The organism is Bifidobacterium animalis subsp. animalis ATCC 25527, assembly GCF_000260715.1.
Lineage (GTDB): Bacteria > Actinomycetota > Actinomycetes > Actinomycetales > Bifidobacteriaceae > Bifidobacterium > Bifidobacterium animalis.
In genome coordinates this window covers 1,580,177-1,595,650 of sequence record NC_017834.1, presented here as the reverse complement: position 1 = coordinate 1,595,650, position 15,474 = coordinate 1,580,177, and the positions used below count along the sequence as shown (strand labels likewise).

Sequence of the window (15,474 nt, the reverse complement as noted above, 5' to 3'; positions counted from 1 at the left end):
ACAACGCATAGCAATCCCATACATTCTGGAATCCGAAGTACTTGTTGAAAGGGCTTTCCATGACATCAGTCGAATTCATCGAGCCGATGAACGACGCCGAGGGCGCCGCGCGGGCGGCCGAACTGTTCAAGCAGGCTTACGGCAAGGAGCCTGCGGGCGTGTGGGCCGCACCCGGGCGCGTGAACCTGATCGGCGAGCACACCGACTACAACGCGGGACTCTGCCTGCCGATCGCGCTGCCGCACCGCACCTACATAGCGCTCTCGCCACGTGACGACACCAGCGTGCGCGTTGTTTCCGACCTCGCCTCCGATGTGATCGCCGAGGCCGACCTCGATGGGCTTGAGGCCGGCGGCGTGGACGGTTGGGCCGCTTACCCGGTGGGCGTGGCCTGGGCATTGCGCAATGCCGGTTTCGACGGCGTGCAGGGTTTCGACGCGGCATTCAGCTCGTGCGTGCCGCTCGGCTCCGGCCTGAGCTCGTCGGCGGCGATGACGTGTTCCACCGCACTTGCGCTCGACGACGTGTATTCGCTGGGCTTTGGCGATACCGACGAAGGCCGTGTGACGCTGATCAATGCGGCGATCGCCTCGGAGAACGACATGGCGGGCGCCTCCACCGGTGGCCTCGACCAGAACGCGTCGATGCGCTGCACCCCCGACCATGCGATCCGTTTGGATTGCCGACCTGGCCTGAGTGCCGTGGACAGCGTGCAGCAGGAGGTGTTCGACCTCGAAGGACATGGTCTCGAGCTGCTCGTGCTTGACACGCGCGCGCCGCACCAGCTCAACGACGGCCAGTATGCGCAACGTCGCGAAACCTGCGAGGAGGCGGTACGCATTCTGGGCGTCGCGAATCTGCGCGAGGTAGCCGATCTGGTGAATGCGCAGGCGGACTCGTCTACGGCGCTCGACGGCGTGCTCGACCGTCTCGACGACGAGACGATAAGGAAGCGCGTACGCCATGTGGTCACCGAGATCGGTCGTGTGGACGATTTTGTGCGCGCTTTCGCGGACGGCGACATGCAGACCGCCGGCGAACTGTTCAACGCATCGCACGACTCGCTGCGCGATGACTACGAGGTGACCGTGCCCGAGCTCGACGTTGCCGTGGAAGTCGCCCGCAACGAGGGCGCGTTGGGTGCCCGCATGACCGGCGGCGGATTCGGCGGTTCGATCATCGCGCTCGTGAACGCGGGTGAATCGCAGCGCATTGCGCAGGCGATCTGCGATGAGTTCGAGCGTCGCGGATTCGTGTTGCCGCGCGCCTTGCCCGCACAGGCGTCCGCCTCGGCGCGCCGCGTGCAGTGATCTGCTCGCAGATGCCCTCTCGACAAGCCGCCGTGCCCAGCATGGCGGCTTGTGTGTCGTTGTAGGGCAGGGAAGTGAAAAGGGTCTGCAAGCATTCGCCATAACAGTCGCCTCCGCCGCCGTCATTCGCTACACTAGGCTCAGAGCGAAACAGCGAGGGAGCATATGGCGAGAACACCGAAGAAGGGCAACGGCATGCAGGCGAGCGGCGCCACTGAGATGGACCCCGTTGAGGCCGCAGCACAGGCGAAGCTCAAAAAGCGTGCAAACCGCCGGTTCGTGCTCATGATTATCTCCATGGTGGTCATGCTGCTCGTTGGTGTGGGGCTCATCGTGTACCCCACCGTCGCCGACGCATGGAACCGCCATGTGGCAAGCCGCGCGATAGCCGGCTACTCCGAGCAGGTGGCGAACACACCGAAGGAAGACCGCGAAGGGCAGTTGCGCAAGGCGCGTGAATACAACGAAAGCCTGCTCGGGCAAGGCAATGCGCGCTTCCTGCCGAACGAGGAGGAGAAAAAAGTCTACAATTCGATTCTCGACGTCTCCGGCACCGGCATCATGGGATACATTGCGATTCCGGCGATCCATGCGAAACTGCCGATCTACCACGGCACCGACGAGACGGTGCTACAGATTGCGGCCGGGCATTACGAGGGCTCGAGCTTCCCGATCGGCGGCGAATCCACGCATGCGGTGATCACCGGGCACACCGGCCTGCCGTCCGCGCAGCTGTTCACCGGCATCGACGGCATGAAGAAGGGCGACAAGTTCTCGATCACCGTGTACGACGACGTGCTCACCTACGAAGTGGAGGACCGGCAGGTCGTGCTGCCCGACAATGTGAAGCCGCTCGCGATCCAGAAGGGGCGCGATCTGATGAGTCTGGTCACCTGCACGCCATACGGCGTGAACTCGCACCGCCTGATTCTCACCGCGCACCGCATTCCGACCCCCGAGAACAAGAAAGAAGTTGAGGTGAACCCGGAGCGCGCGATCATGAGCGACATCGCAATCACCGCGTTCGTGATTGTGGGCGTCGCCGTGTGCATGGCGACGATCGTGATCACGCAACGGCGGCGCAGGAAGACGCATGCGCATGGCTCGCACACACGTTCGAGAAAATAGCGGGGAAATAGTCTTGCGGAAATGAACAGACGCACGCATATGGCCTGTGTTTTCCCTATACTGAACACGTTGGGCGAGCGCGTGTCGCAAGCGCAAGCGAATGAAAAACCGAGCAGGGAGTTCCATGAACAAGGCAATCATCACCGTCGTCGGCCAAGACACCGTGGGCATTATCGCACGCGTGTGCACGTACCTGTCCGACCACCACACGAACGTGCTTGACATCTCGCAGACGATCATCGACGGCTTCTTCAACATGATGATGATCGTCGACTACGCGAACGCCGACGTCGCCTTCGAGACGATCGTCAACGATCTCGAGGAGCTCGGCGAGGAGATCGGCGTGCGCATCCGCTGCCAGCGTGAGGAGATCTTCACGAAGATGCACCGAGTGTGAGCACCGCGGATTCGGTTTTCGCGATATAGACTTCGAAAAGGAACACTATGCTGAATATTCTGGAAGTTCATGAGACGAACCAGATGATCGAGCAGGAGAAGCTCGACGTGCGCACGATCACGATGGGCATCGACCTGATGGACTGCGTGTCCACCGATCTGCAGACCACCTGCGACCTCATCTACAACAAGATCACCTCGTATGCGAAGGACCTCGTGTCCACCGGCGAGTCGATCGAACGCGACTTCGGCATTCCGATTGTGAACAAGCGCATCACGGTCACGCCGATCGCGCTCGTCGGCGCCAGCTGCTGCAAGACCTCCGCCGATTTCGTGCAGATTGCCCACGCACTCGACCGGGCCGCGAAAACGGTGGGCGTCGACCTGATCGGCGGCTACTCGGCGCTCGTCTCCAAGTCGATGACGCCGGCCGAGGAACTGCTCATCCGCTCGCTGCCACAGGCGCTGAGCGAAACCGACATCGTCTGCTCGTCGGTGAACGTGGGGTCCACGAAGACCGGCATCGACATGAACTCGGTGGAGCTGCTCGGCCACATCATCAAGGAGATCGCCGAAGCGACCGCAGACATCGATTCGTACGGCTGCGTGAAATTCGTCGCGTTCTGCAATGCGCCCGACGACAATCCGTTCATGGCCGGCGGTTTCCACGGCGTGACCGAGGGCGACGCGGTGATCAACGTGGGTGTTTCGGGCCCAGGCGTTGTCTCACGCGCGCTCGATGCGGCCGTGGGCAAGGATTTCGAATTCCTGTGCGAGACGATCAAGCGCACCGCGTTCAAGATCACGCGCGTCGGCCAGCTCGTCGCCCAGGAGGCATCGAAGCGACTCGGCATTCCGTTCGGCATCATCGACCTGTCGCTGGCACCGACCCCGGCAGTCGGCGACTCGGTGGGCGAGGTGCTCGAGAAGATCGGCCTGGCCCAGGTGGGCGCGCCCGGCACCACGGCGGCGCTCGCGATGCTCAACGACCAGGTGAAGAAGGGCGGCATCATGGCGTCGTCGTATGTTGGCGGCCTCTCCGGCGCGTTCATCCCCGTTTCGGAAGACAAGAACATGATCGACGCCGCCGAAAGCGGTTGCCTGACCATTGAGAAGCTCGAGGCGATGACCTGCGTGTGCTCGGTCGGTCTCGACATGATTGCGATTCCGGGTGACACCCCCGCGTCGACGATCTCCGGCATCATCGCCGACGAAGCCGCAATCGGCATGGTGAACCAGAAGACGACCGCCGTGCGCATCATTCCCGTGGTGGGCAAGACGGTGGGCCAGATGGCCAACTTCGGCGGACTTATGGGCTATGCGCCGATCATGCCGGTGAACACGGCGAGCTGCGAGGCGTTCGTGACGCGCGGCGGCCGCATTCCGGCTCCGATCCACAGTTTCAAGAACTGAGCGGCTGTTTCAGCTTGCACATACGCGGGCATGGTATTCGAATACCGTGCCCGCGTTCATGTTTGCGGTGCATGTCTCGTTTGCAATCCCAGTCTCAGATTAGGATTGGCGCGTGCGGCGTGATCACTGGCCGCCGTCGAAACCGAGCTGGCGCCATGCTTCGTAGATGGCAATGGAGGCGCAGTTCGTCAGGTTCAGGCTGCGCAGGCTCGGGCGCATGGGCAGACGCACCTGTTCGGCTACATGCGGGCCGGCCATGATGTCCATTGGGTCGGGAATATTGCCGGGTTCCGGACCGAACAGCAGAATGTCGGTCGGCTTGTATTCGACTTCCGTATACAGCTTCGTGGCGTGCGCGGTGAATGCGATGATGCGCGAATTCGGCATCGATTCCACAAGATCCTCGAAATTCGGGTGCAACACCACATGGGCCATGTCGTGGTAGTCGAGGCCTGCGCGGCGCAACTTGGTGTCGCGCAGATTGAACCCGAGCGGTTCCACCAAATGCAGAATCGTGCCGGTCACCGCGCACAGGCGGATCGCCGAGCCGGTATTGCCGGGGATGCGCGGGCTGTAATAGCACAGATGGGGCGTGGTCGTCGGCGTCTCGGCGGCCTCGCGGGCGGTCATCATCGCATCGGTGACGGAAATCGGGTTGCCGTGCGCGTCGGTGACCAGTTCATCCGGCCCGTAATTCGATTTGCGGTAACCGTATTCGAACATCTTCTCCACCTGGGCTTCGGGATCGGCGTGCTGTGCGGGGATTTCCTGCGGATTATGGGAATGTGCGGTCATGGTCACAGCGTATTGCGGTCAATCGACAGTTCGGCCATGCAGGTCGGGGCAATTTGCGGTACGATGTTGCGCTATGGTTTCCGACATGGCAGAGGTTCCTCCCCGCACGAAGTCTCGCAAACGCACGCATTTCACGCCCGAACAGACCGTGGGCGAGCGGCGTGCCCGCGAACTCGAGCGCAGCGCGCGGCGGGCATTGCGTGAACTCGCCACCTGGTGGCAGACCTCGGCACGTGACTTGCCCTGGAGGTACGGACGCACAACGCCATGGGGCGTGCTGGTATGCGAGGTGATGAGCCAGCAGACGCAGATGAGCCGCGTCGTGCCGTATTGGGATGCATGGATGAGCCAATGGCCCGACGCCGCCTCGCTTGCGGCGGCCGAGAAATCCGAGGTAATTCGCGCATGGGGACGCCTCGGGTACCCGCGTCGCGCACTGCGACTGCAGGAGTGCGCGGAGGTGGTGGCACGCGACTACGACGACCGCTTGCCGCGTGAGTACGACGAACTGGTGGCGTTGCCCGGCGTGGGCGATTACACGGCCAGCGCGGTGCTCAGCTTCGCCTACGGCGAGCGCATCGCCGTGATCGATACGAATATTCGCCGCGTGCTGAGCCGCGCGTTCCTTGGTGTGGAGTCTTTGGGCGGCTCGTGCACGCCGCTCGAACGCGCACTCGCATGGGTGGTGCTGCCGAAGGCGGCGGAGCAGTCTGTGCTGTGGAATCAGGCGGTGATGGAACTCGGCGCGCTCGTGTGCACGGCGAAGGCGCCACAGTGTGAGCAGTGCCCGTTGCAACCGCAATGCGAGTTCGTGAAGGCGGGTATGCCCGGCCTGGGCGAGAGGCGCACACGACCGCGGCAGCGCTTCCACGGCACCGACCGGCAGGTGCGTGGCAGCATTCTGCAAGCGTTGCGCGCGTTGCCGACGGACGGTGCGCTCACGCATGCGCAGGCCGAGGAACTGTGTGCGGATGCCGTGCAGCTCGACCGCTGCATCGCGTCATTGGACGACGACGGCCTCATTGAGATTCTGCCGGGCCATGCCATGCGTCTGCCTGCGTGATTTGTGCCGTGCACACAATGTATGCGTCGGCGTAAATGGCAACGTGCCCGATAGACTGGGAGCATGAGCTCACCACAATCGCCACGCCGTGACACGACGCGCACCACCGGCGGCAGAAAGCGCATGACCGCAGCGGAACGCAAGCGCCTGTACCGCCGTCGGCGCATCGTGTTCTTCTCGGCGCTCGCGGTGGTGCTGGCGCTCGCCGTGTTCACCGTATACAGTCTGGTGCGCGGTGCGGTGAGCGTGCATGGCATGGCGGGAGCCTCCGCCGCGCCTGCGCTGAGCCGTGCCGAGGTGCCCGCCGCGCCGCAGGAGAGTAAGGTGGAGACGTGCACGCCCGGTGACGTGGATGTGCAGCTCGTGCCGGATGCCACGTCCGTCGGCGTGGGCGGTTCGCTCAATTTCACCGAACGGGTCGCATATGTGGGCAAAAGCCCCGAGGGATGCCGCATGAACACGGCCGCCGACAGTCTGGTGCTTACGATCACCTCGGGTTCCGATGTGATCTGGCGTTCCGATGTGTGCGAGGCGGCATACCGCCCGCGCCTGTTCTTCGCCGACGTCACCGACGAGCAGAAGATCGCGTGGAACACGAACCGCACGGGCGCCTCCTGCGTGGCCGACGACCAGTTGCCGAAGGTCGATCGCGGCACATATGTGGCCCAGCTCAGCCTCAAAGACGACCCGAAGGTGCAGAGCAAGCCGCAGACGATCACCGTGGAGTAGACACCGCCGAATTCGGGTATTTCATGCAGATTGGCACATGCGACACGCCGGGCACTGTGCAAGGGAATATAATTTGCGTTTTTGAGTTGAATCTGCTAGATTATTGTCTTTGCGTATAGATTGTCATATAGCGGGCAGTCTGCCAGACGAAGCGCCCGTGTGCAGGCATATGGCGGCCCCCTCGCGCTTCCTTAACAATACACCGACAAAAGTGAGCGATTAAGGAACGTCCATTGTCACAGACTACGACGAATACCACCTCCGTCACCGCACGCGCAGATCAGCACGACATCGATCTGCACAAGGCTTCGGACCGTGTGAATTTCGGCTCCATTAAAGAACCCATCGACGTGCCGTACCTCCTCGGCGTGCAGACCGACAGCTTCGACTGGCTCGTCGGCAACGAGCGCTGGAAGAAGCGCGTGGAGGAAGACGAAGCGAACGGCACCAACACCGTGCCGCACGTCTCCGGACTCGATGAGGTGTTCCACGAGATCTCCCCGATCGAGAACTTCGCACAGACCATGAGCCTGACGTTCTCCGACCCGTACTTCGAGGAACCGCGCCACACCGTGCAGGAATGCAAGGAGAAGGACTACACCTACTCCGCGCCGCTGTACGTGAACGCCGAGTTCGAGAACGGCGAGACCGGCGAGATCAAGTCCCAGACCGTGTTCATGGGCGACTTCCCGCTGCAGACCCCGCACGGCACGTTCATCATCGGCGGTACCGAGCGAGTGATCGTCTCCCAGCTCGTGCGTTCCCCGGGCGTCTACTTCGACCGTCAGCCGGACCGCACCTCCGACAAGGAGATCTTCGGTGCCAAGATCATCCCGAGCCGTGGCGCATGGCTCGAGTTCGAGATTGACAAGCGCGACTTCCTCGGCGTGCGCGTGGACCGCAAGCGCAAGCAGTCGGCCATCGTCTTCCTCATGGCGATCGGCATGACCCGCAGCGAGATCCGAGACGCGTTCAAGGATTACCCGCTCGTGCTCGACGCCCTCGAGAAGGAGACCATCGACTCCGAGGACGCCGCCCTCGTGGACCTGTACCGCAAGATCCGCCCGGCCGACGCCGCGACGCCGGAAGCCGGCCGCACGCTGCTCGACTCCTTCTACTTCAACACGAAGCGCTACGATCTGGCCCGCGTCGGCCGCTACAAGATCAACCGCAAGCTCGGTCTGGAGAAGGATTACAACGACCGCAGCCTGAGCCGCGAAGACATCATCGCCACGATCAAGTACCTCGTGACACTGCATGCCGGTGACGCCACCTTCCCGGGCAAGCGTGACGGCGAGGACGTCGAGCTGCGCGTGGACGTCGACGACATCGACCACTTCGGCAACCGCCGCATCCGTCAGGTGGGCGAGCTGATCCAGAACCAGCTGCGCACCGGCCTGAGCCGCATGGAGCGCGTGGTGCGCGAACGCATGACCACGCAGGATGCCGAGGCCATCACGCCGCAGTCGCTCATCAACATTCGTCCGGTGAACGCGACGATCAAGGAGTTCTTCGGAACGTCCCAGCTCTCGCAGTTCATGGATCAGAACAACCCGTTGGCGGGCGTCACGAACAAGCGCCGTCTCTCCGCGCTGGGCCCCGGCGGCCTGTCGCGCGACCGCGCCTCCATGGAGGTGCGAGACGTGCACCCGTCGCACTTCGGCCGCATGTGCCCGATCGAGTCCCCTGAAGGCCCGAACATCGGCCTCATCGGCTCGCTGGCGACCTTCGGCCGCATCAACCCCTTCGGCTTCATCGAGACCCCGTACCGCAAGGTCGAGAACGGCCATGTGACCGACGAGGTCGTCTACATGACCGCCGACCGCGAGGTCGAGCACGTGATCGCCCAGGCCAACCAGAAGCTCGACGAGAACGGCAACTTCGTCGAGAAGGAAGCTCTGGTGCGTGACGCTGCCGGCGAGGCGGAGGACGTTCCGGTCGAGATGGTCGACTACATGGACGTCTCCCCGCGTCAGATGGTGTCGGTCGGCGCATCGCTGATTCCGTTCCTCGAGCACGATGAAGGCCATCGAGCGCTCATGGGTACGAACATGCAGCGTCAGGCCGTCCCGCTCATCAAGTCCGAACGCCCGCTCGTGGGCACCGGCGCCGAATGGCGTGCCGCCGTCGATTCCGGTGACGTCATTCTGGCCGAGAAGCCGGGCGTGGTCATTTACGTCTCCGCCGACATCATTCGCGTGATGAACGACGACGGCACGACGAGCTCCTACAAGCTCGCGAAGTTCCAGCGCTCCAACCAGACCACCTGCTACAACCAGGTGCCGCTTATCCACGACGGCGAACGCGTGGAGAAGGGCACTGTGCTCGCCGATGGCCCGGCCACCGAGAAGGGCGAGATGGCGCTTGGCAAGAACCTGCTGGTCGCCTTCATGCCTTGGAACGGCTACAACTACGAGGACGCCGTGATCATCTCGCAGCGTCTGGTGCAGGACGACACGCTCTCCTCGATCCACATCGAGGAGTACGAGATCGACGCCCGTGAGACCAAGCTGGGCGCCGAGGAGATCACGCGCGACCTGCCGAACGTGGGCGAGGACGCCGTGGCCAACCTCGACGAGCGTGGCATCATTCGCATTGGTGCCGAGGTCGAGGCCGGCGACATTCTCGTGGGCAAGGTCACCCCGAAGGGCGAGACCGAGCTCACGCCTGAGGAGCGTCTGCTCCGCGCCATCTTCGGCGAGAAGAGCCGCGAGGTGCGCGACACCTCGCTGCGCGTGCCCCACGGCGAGACCGGCACCGTGATCGCCGTCAAGGAGATCACGCGCGAGGATGCCGAGGAGGACGGCGACGAGTTGCCGAACGGCGTGAACCAGATGATCCGCGTCTACATCGCACAGCACCGCAAGATCACCCAGGGCGACAAGCTTTCGGGCCGCCACGGCAACAAGGGCGTCATCTCCCGTATTCTGCCGGAAGAGGACATGCCGTTCCTGGCGGACGGCACCCCGGTTGACATCATGCTCAACCCGCTCGGCGTGCCTTCGCGAATGAACCTCGGCCAGGTGCTCGAACTGCACTTGGGCTGGGTCGCCCATGCCGGCTGGGACATCTCCCTCGATCCGGATATGGAAGCCGAATGGAAGAAGATGGTGCCGAAGGGCGCCGAGAAGGGCGAGCCGGGCACCCCGGTGGCCACCCCGGTGTTCGACGGCGTGCGTCAGGACGTGCTCAAGGGCCTGCTTTCCACGACGCTGACCGATCGCGACGGCAACAAGCTCGTCGGCGACAACGGCAAGGCGACGCTGTTCGACGGCCGTACCGGCGAGCCGTACCCGAAGCCGATCTCCGTGGGCTACATGTACATGCTGAAGCTCCACCATCTGGTCGACGACAAGATCCACGCGCGTTCCACCGGCCCGTACTCGATGATTACGCAGCAGCCGTTGGGCGGCAAGGCCCAGTTCGGCGGCCAGCGCTTCGGCGAGATGGAGGTGTGGGCCCTCGAGGCCTACGGTGCCGCCTACACGCTGCACGAGATGATGACCACGAAGTCCGATGACGTCGATGGCCGTGTGCGTGTGTACGGTGCGATCGTGAAGGGCGACAACCTGCCGCCTGCAGGCATCCCCGAGTCGTTCAAGGTGCTGCTCAAGGAAATGCAGTCGCTGTCCCTCAACGTCGAAGTGCTCAACGCCGAAGGCGTGGCCATCGACATGAAGGACGAGGACGACGATCCTGTTTCCTCCTCCAACGATCTCGGCTTCAACATCGGCGCCCGCCCGGACGCCGCCGCGAAGGCCGACCAGGTCGCTGACGAACCGGAATACCGCTGAACGGGCACTCCCGCACAGCTGTGCTAGGAACAAGACGATTTTCAACAGACAGGATATTACGTGCTGGACGTCAACGCATTTGACAAACTGAAGATTGGCCTGGCCACCGCCGACGACATTCGCGGTTGGAGCTATGGCGAGGTCAAGAAGCCGGAGACCATTAACTACCGTACGCTCAAGCCCGAGAAGGACGGCCTGTTCGGTGAGCAGATCTTCGGACCGACCCGTGACTGGGAGTGCGCCTGCGGCAAATACAAGCGCGTGCGCTTCAAGGGCATCGTGTGCGAACGCTGCGGTGTCGAGGTCACCCGTAGCCGTGTACGCCGTGAGCGCATGGGCCACATTGAACTCGCCGCCCCGGTGACGCACATCTGGTTCTTCAAGGGTGTGCCGAGCCGCTTGGGCTACCTGCTCGGCATTCCGCCGAAGGACCTCGAGAAGGTCATTTACTTCGCCTCCTACATGGTCACCTCGGTGGATGAGGAGCAGCGTCACCGGGATCTGCCCGATCTGCAGGACGAGTTCGACCACGAGGTCTCCAACCTGGAGCGTCGCCGCAACAACGAGATCGAGGAGCGTGCCAAGAAGCTCGAAGCCGACCTGGCCGAACTCGAAGCGGACGGCGAAGTGAAGGGCAGCGCCAAGACGAAGCTGCGCAACGGCGCGGAACGTGACATGGCGGCCATTCGCCAGCGTTACGATGACCAGATCAAGCGCATCGCTGCGGTGTTCGACAAGTTCAAGTCCCTCAAGCCGGGCGACATGGAGTCCGATGTGGACCTGTGGCGTGAGATGGAGGATCGCTACGGCGATTACTTCGAAGGCTGCATGGGTGCCGAGGCAATCAAGAAGCGCCTGCAGGATTTCGACCTTGAAGCCGCCGCCAAGGAGCTGCGCGAGGAGATTGAGACCGGCACCGGCCAGCGCAAGGCCCGTGCCCTCAAGCGCCTCAAGGTCGTCAACGCCTTCCTGACCACCGACAACAAGCCGGAGGCCATGGTGCTCGACGTGATCCCGGTGATCCCGCCAGATCTGCGCCCGATGGTGCAGCTCGACGGTGGTCGTTTCGCCACGTCCGACCTGAATGACCTCTACCGTCGTGTGATCAACCGCAACAACCGCCTGAAGCGCCTCATCGAACTCGGCGCCCCGGAGATCATGCTCAACAACGAGAAGCGCATGCTTCAGGAAGCCGTCGATTCGCTGTTCGACAACGGCCGTCGCGGCCGCCCGGTCACCGGTGCCTCGAACCGCCCGCTCAAGTCCCTGAGCGACATGCTCAAGGGCAAGCAGGGTCGCTTCCGCCAGAACCTGCTCGGCAAGCGCGTCGACTACTCCGGCCGTTCCGTGATCGTGGTCGGCCCGTCGCTGCGCATGCACCAGTGCGGCCTGCCGAAGCCAATGGCACTCGAGCTGTTCAAGCCGTTCGTGATCAAGCGTCTCGTCGACCTGAACTATGCGCAGAACATGAAGAGCGCCAAGCGTCTCGTCGACCGCGGCGATTCCGAGGTGTGGGGCGTGCTCGAAGAGGTCATCTCCGAGCATCCGGTGCTCCTCAACCGTGCACCTACGCTGCATCGACTGGGCATTCAGGCCTTCGAGCCGATCCTGGTCGAAGGTAAGGCGATCCACCTTCCGCCGTTGGCCTGCGCCGCATTCAACGCCGACTTCGACGGCGATCAGATGGCAGTCCATCTGCCGCTGTCCGCCGAAGCCCAGGCCGAAGCCCGTTCGCTCATGATGGCTTCCGACAACATTCTGAAGCCCGCCGACGGCCACACCGTGACCATGCCTTCGCAGGACATGATCCTCGGCCTGTACTACCTGTCGACCGTCATCGACGGCGCCAAGGGTCAGGGGCGCATCTTCTCGTCGCTCGAAGAGGCGCAGATGGCCCTCGACAAGCATGAGATTGACATGCAGGCCAAGGTGCTCATCCGCCTGCCGCAGGACTTCGTGCTGCCGAAGGATTGGGAACCGGGCGAGGTCCAGGTCATCGACCCGGAGCCGGGCAGCCCGGACGTGGTGAAGGAAGAGCGTTTCGCAGACGGTTCCGTGCTGTTCGCCACCTCCCTCGGCCGCATCCTGTTCAATGACACGCTGCCGGTGGACTACCCGTTCATCAACGAACAGGCACCGAAGGGCAAGCTCTCGAAAATCGTCGACGACGTCGCGACCCGTTACTCCACCCAGCAGGTGGCTGCGACCCTCGATGCGTTGAAGGACCTCGGCTTCACCCGCGCACCGTGGTCGGGTGTCACGATGGCGTTCTCCGACATCGTGGCCCCGCCGGACCGCGAGGAGATCATCAAGGGCTATGAGGCACAGGCCGCCAAGGTGAACAACCAGTATGATCTGGGCCTGCTCACCGAGGAGGAGCGCCGTCAGGAGCTCATCAACCTGTGGACCGAGTGCACCGACAAGGTCGCCGAGGCCATGCGTGAGAACTTCCATGACGACAACAACGTGAACATCATGGTGCAGTCCGGTGCACGAGGCAACTGGATGCAGATTCGCCAGATCGCCGGCATGCGTGGTCTCGTGGCGAACCCGAAGGGCGAGATCATCCCGCGTCCTGTGAAGTCGAACTACCGCGAGGGCCTGTCGGTGCTCGAGTACTTCATCTCGCAGCACGGCGCCCGCAAGGGTCTGGCCGATACGGCACTGCGTACCGCCGAGTCGGGTTACCTCACCCGTCGTCTCGTGGACGTCTCCCAGGAGATCATCGTGCGCGAAGAGGACTGCGGCACCACGCACGGTCTGCCCATGACCGTTGCCGAGCATGACGAGAACGGCAATCTCGTGCTCGTCAAGGCGGCAGACGGCGGCCCATACTCGCGTCTGCTCGCTCAGGACGTGCTCGACCCGGCCGACGGCAAGACCGTGCTGTACCACGCGGGCGACGCCCTCTCGATGGACGTGCTCAACGACCTCGTGGCACATGGTGTGGAGCAGGTGATCGGCCGCTCCGTGCTCACCTGCGAATCCAAGCGCGGCGTGTGCGCGAAGTGCTATGGCTGGTCGCTGGCCACCAACAAGCTCGTCGACGTCGGCGAGGCGGTCGGCATCGTCGCGGCACAGTCCATCGGCGAGCCTGGCACGCAGCTGACGCTTCGTTCCTTCCACTCCGGTGGCGTCGCCTCGGCATCCGATATCACGCAGGGCCTTCCTCGTGTCACCGAGTTGTTCGAAGCCCGTACGCCTAAGGGTGAGGCGCCGATCTCGGAGTTCGCCGGCACCATCAAGGTGCAGGACACCGAGCGTGGCCGTGAGGTCATTCTGCAGCCGGACGACGACTCGCTCGAGCCCATCACCTACCAGGTGACCCGTCGCGCGCCGATGCTCGTCAAGGACGGCCAGCACGTCGATCCGGGCACCCAGTTGGTCGAGGGTTCCGTGGATCCGAAGAAGATCCTGCGCATTCTCGGACCTCGTGCCGCCCAGATGAACATCGTGAACGAAGTGCACGACGTGTACCGTTCGCAGGGCGTCGACATTCACGACAAGCACATCGAGGTCATCGTGCACCAGATGCTGCGTCGCGTCACCGTGATCGATTCCGGCGACACCGGCCTGCTTCCGGGTGAGCTCGTTGACCGCGCACGCTTCCGCGAGCAGAACAAGAAGACCGTCGCCGCCGGTGGCCGCCCAGCAGCGGGCCGCCCGGAGCTCATGGGCATCACCAAGGCCTCGCTGGCGACCGACTCCTGGCTGTCCGCCGCATCGTTCCAGGAAACGACCCGAGTGCTCACCGAGGCCGCCCTGAACGAGAAGGAAGACGACCTGAAGGGCCTCAAGGAGAACGTGATCATCGGCAAGCTCATCCCGGCCGGTACCGGCCTGGCGCGCTACCGCAACGCGACCGTGGAGCCCGACAAGGCGATCCGCGACACCATCTACCCGAACTTCGGCCTGAGCGACGATTCGCTCAGCGGCGACTTCGGCGATGGCGATCTGGGCGACGTCGACTTCTCGAACATCGATTTCGGTGATCTGAAGCTCGGCGACGACTTCAACCCGGACGACTTCCTCGACGACAACGACAACCCGGTCGACTTCGGAGACGAATTCCGCATCGACCCGGACGAACTCAAGTAGTCCGAGCCGGAATCTGACCTGAAAGGTCCCCACACCCATGGCGGGTGCGGGGACCTTTCACTGTATGCGGGCGCCGAATCTGCCCAAAAAATGGGGATCGAAGCCGGGAATGTGCCGCGGTGTGGTACAACATGGGTATGAGCAGAATTCCGTATCCACCGGCACCGGAGCCGGGTTGGTATGACGATGACGTCGACGCGGTGCCGGAGATCGCGTTCCCCGCATACGGAACGCAGGAGATGCGCCGTGTGCAGGCGCATAGACAACATGGGCAAGTGCATGAGCAGCCCGAATGGCATGGCGAGCCAGATGACTACGCCGGGGAACCCGATGAGTACACGGCCGAACCAGGTGCGGAAGGCGATGCCCAGTGGGACGGCACCGTGCTGTCCAAACGATTCGCACGCGAAGCCGAACGCGAAGCGGTGTTGACGAATGCGGTGACGAACCAGCATATCGACATCAATATGAACACCCTGCTCGGGCGCAAGCCATCACACGATATTCCGGAAGGTTCGAAATCGGTGCGGCTCATAGACCCCACGCGTACGGTCTCCCGCAATCACTGCGCGATCAGCTACGGCGAGCATGGCACGCTCTGGCTGGAGGACATGGGATCCCTCAATGGCACGTACGTCGTGCATGACGACGAGGAGATGCGCGTGAGCCAAGGGACGCCGGTGGAGCTCGATCTGCCGGCGCATCTTCGCATCGGTGACCAGTTCTTCACACTCGACGCCCGCTGAAC

10 protein-coding genes are annotated in these 15,474 nt (G+C 63.2%); 9 read left to right on the top strand and 1 reads right to left on the bottom strand.

Features of this window, described 5'->3' with window-relative positions:
• Nucleotides 1-59 precede the first annotated feature (59 nt).
• From galK to BANAN_RS06640, 4 genes are all read left to right on the top strand, one after another.
• Complete coding sequence (galK, locus tag BANAN_RS06655; RefSeq protein ID WP_014698141.1) at nt 60-1,310, top strand: galactokinase; 1,251 nt, start codon at nt 60-62, stop codon at nt 1,308-1,310.
• A 279-nt stretch (nt 1,311-1,589) separates the two neighbouring features.
• Nucleotides 1,590-2,438 (top strand): class C sortase, encoded by an 849-nt coding sequence (locus BANAN_RS06650; RefSeq protein ID WP_041777161.1) that lies wholly within the window; start codon nt 1,590-1,592, stop codon nt 2,436-2,438.
• Between the two features lie 124 nt (nt 2,439-2,562).
• Entirely contained in the window at nt 2,563-2,835 is a 273-nt protein-coding gene (locus tag BANAN_RS06645; RefSeq protein WP_014698139.1) for an ACT domain-containing protein, read from the top strand.
• Nucleotides 2,836-2,882: 47 nt separating this feature from the next.
• Complete coding sequence (locus BANAN_RS06640; protein WP_014698138.1) at nt 2,883-4,247, top strand: PFL family protein; 1,365 nt, start codon at nt 2,883-2,885, stop codon at nt 4,245-4,247.
• 123 nt (nt 4,248-4,370) lie between these two features.
• Here the strand turns inward: BANAN_RS06640 and BANAN_RS06635 are convergent, their stop codons facing one another.
• Complete coding sequence (locus BANAN_RS06635; protein WP_014698137.1) at nt 4,371-5,042, bottom strand: tRNA (cytidine(34)-2'-O)-methyltransferase; 672 nt, start codon at nt 5,040-5,042, stop codon at nt 4,371-4,373.
• A 73-nt stretch (nt 5,043-5,115) separates the two neighbouring features.
• Between BANAN_RS06635 and BANAN_RS06630 the strand changes: the two genes are divergently transcribed.
• The 5 genes from BANAN_RS06630 to BANAN_RS06610 all read left to right on the top strand — a co-directional run bounded on the left by BANAN_RS06630 (nt 5,116) and on the right by BANAN_RS06610 (nt 15,472).
• Nucleotides 5,116-6,105: an HhH-GPD family protein gene (locus tag BANAN_RS06630; protein ID WP_014698136.1), complete on the top strand. Its 990-nt coding sequence runs from the start codon at nt 5,116-5,118 to the stop codon at nt 6,103-6,105.
• A gap of 63 nt (nt 6,106-6,168) precedes the next feature.
• A complete protein-coding gene (locus tag BANAN_RS06625; RefSeq protein WP_014698135.1) occupies nt 6,169-6,834 on the top strand; it encodes a hypothetical protein in 666 nt (221 codons plus the stop codon).
• A gap of 233 nt (nt 6,835-7,067) precedes the next feature.
• A complete protein-coding gene (gene rpoB / locus BANAN_RS06620; protein ID WP_004218271.1) occupies nt 7,068-10,628 on the top strand; it encodes a DNA-directed RNA polymerase subunit beta in 3,561 nt (1,186 codons plus the stop codon).
• A 60-nt stretch (nt 10,629-10,688) separates the two neighbouring features.
• Complete coding sequence (locus BANAN_RS06615; protein WP_014698134.1) at nt 10,689-14,726, top strand: DNA-directed RNA polymerase subunit beta'; 4,038 nt, start codon at nt 10,689-10,691, stop codon at nt 14,724-14,726.
• A 131-nt stretch (nt 14,727-14,857) separates the two neighbouring features.
• Complete coding sequence (locus tag BANAN_RS06610; protein ID WP_050858011.1) at nt 14,858-15,472, top strand: FHA domain-containing protein; 615 nt, start codon at nt 14,858-14,860, stop codon at nt 15,470-15,472.
• Nucleotides 15,473-15,474: the final 2 nt, after the last annotated feature.

Bases quoted from the DNA above. Each gene is read 5' to 3' on its own strand.
- BANAN_RS06640 (WP_014698138.1), top strand. From the start codon at position 2,883: ATGCTGAATATTCTGGAAGTTCATGAGACGAACCAGATGATCGAGCAG.
- BANAN_RS06625 (WP_014698135.1), top strand. From the start codon at position 6,169: ATGAGCTCACCACAATCGCCACGCCGTGACACGACGCGCACCACCGGC.
- BANAN_RS06635 (WP_014698137.1), bottom strand. From the start codon at position 5,042: ATGACCGCACATTCCCATAATCCGCAGGAAATCCCCGCACAGCACGCC.
- BANAN_RS06630 (WP_014698136.1), top strand. From the start codon at position 5,116: ATGGTTTCCGACATGGCAGAGGTTCCTCCCCGCACGAAGTCTCGCAAA.
- BANAN_RS06610 (WP_050858011.1), top strand. From the start codon at position 14,858: ATGGGTATGAGCAGAATTCCGTATCCACCGGCACCGGAGCCGGGTTGG.
- galK (WP_014698141.1), top strand. From the start codon at position 60: ATGACATCAGTCGAATTCATCGAGCCGATGAACGACGCCGAGGGCGCC.
- BANAN_RS06645 (WP_014698139.1), top strand. From the start codon at position 2,563: ATGAACAAGGCAATCATCACCGTCGTCGGCCAAGACACCGTGGGCATT.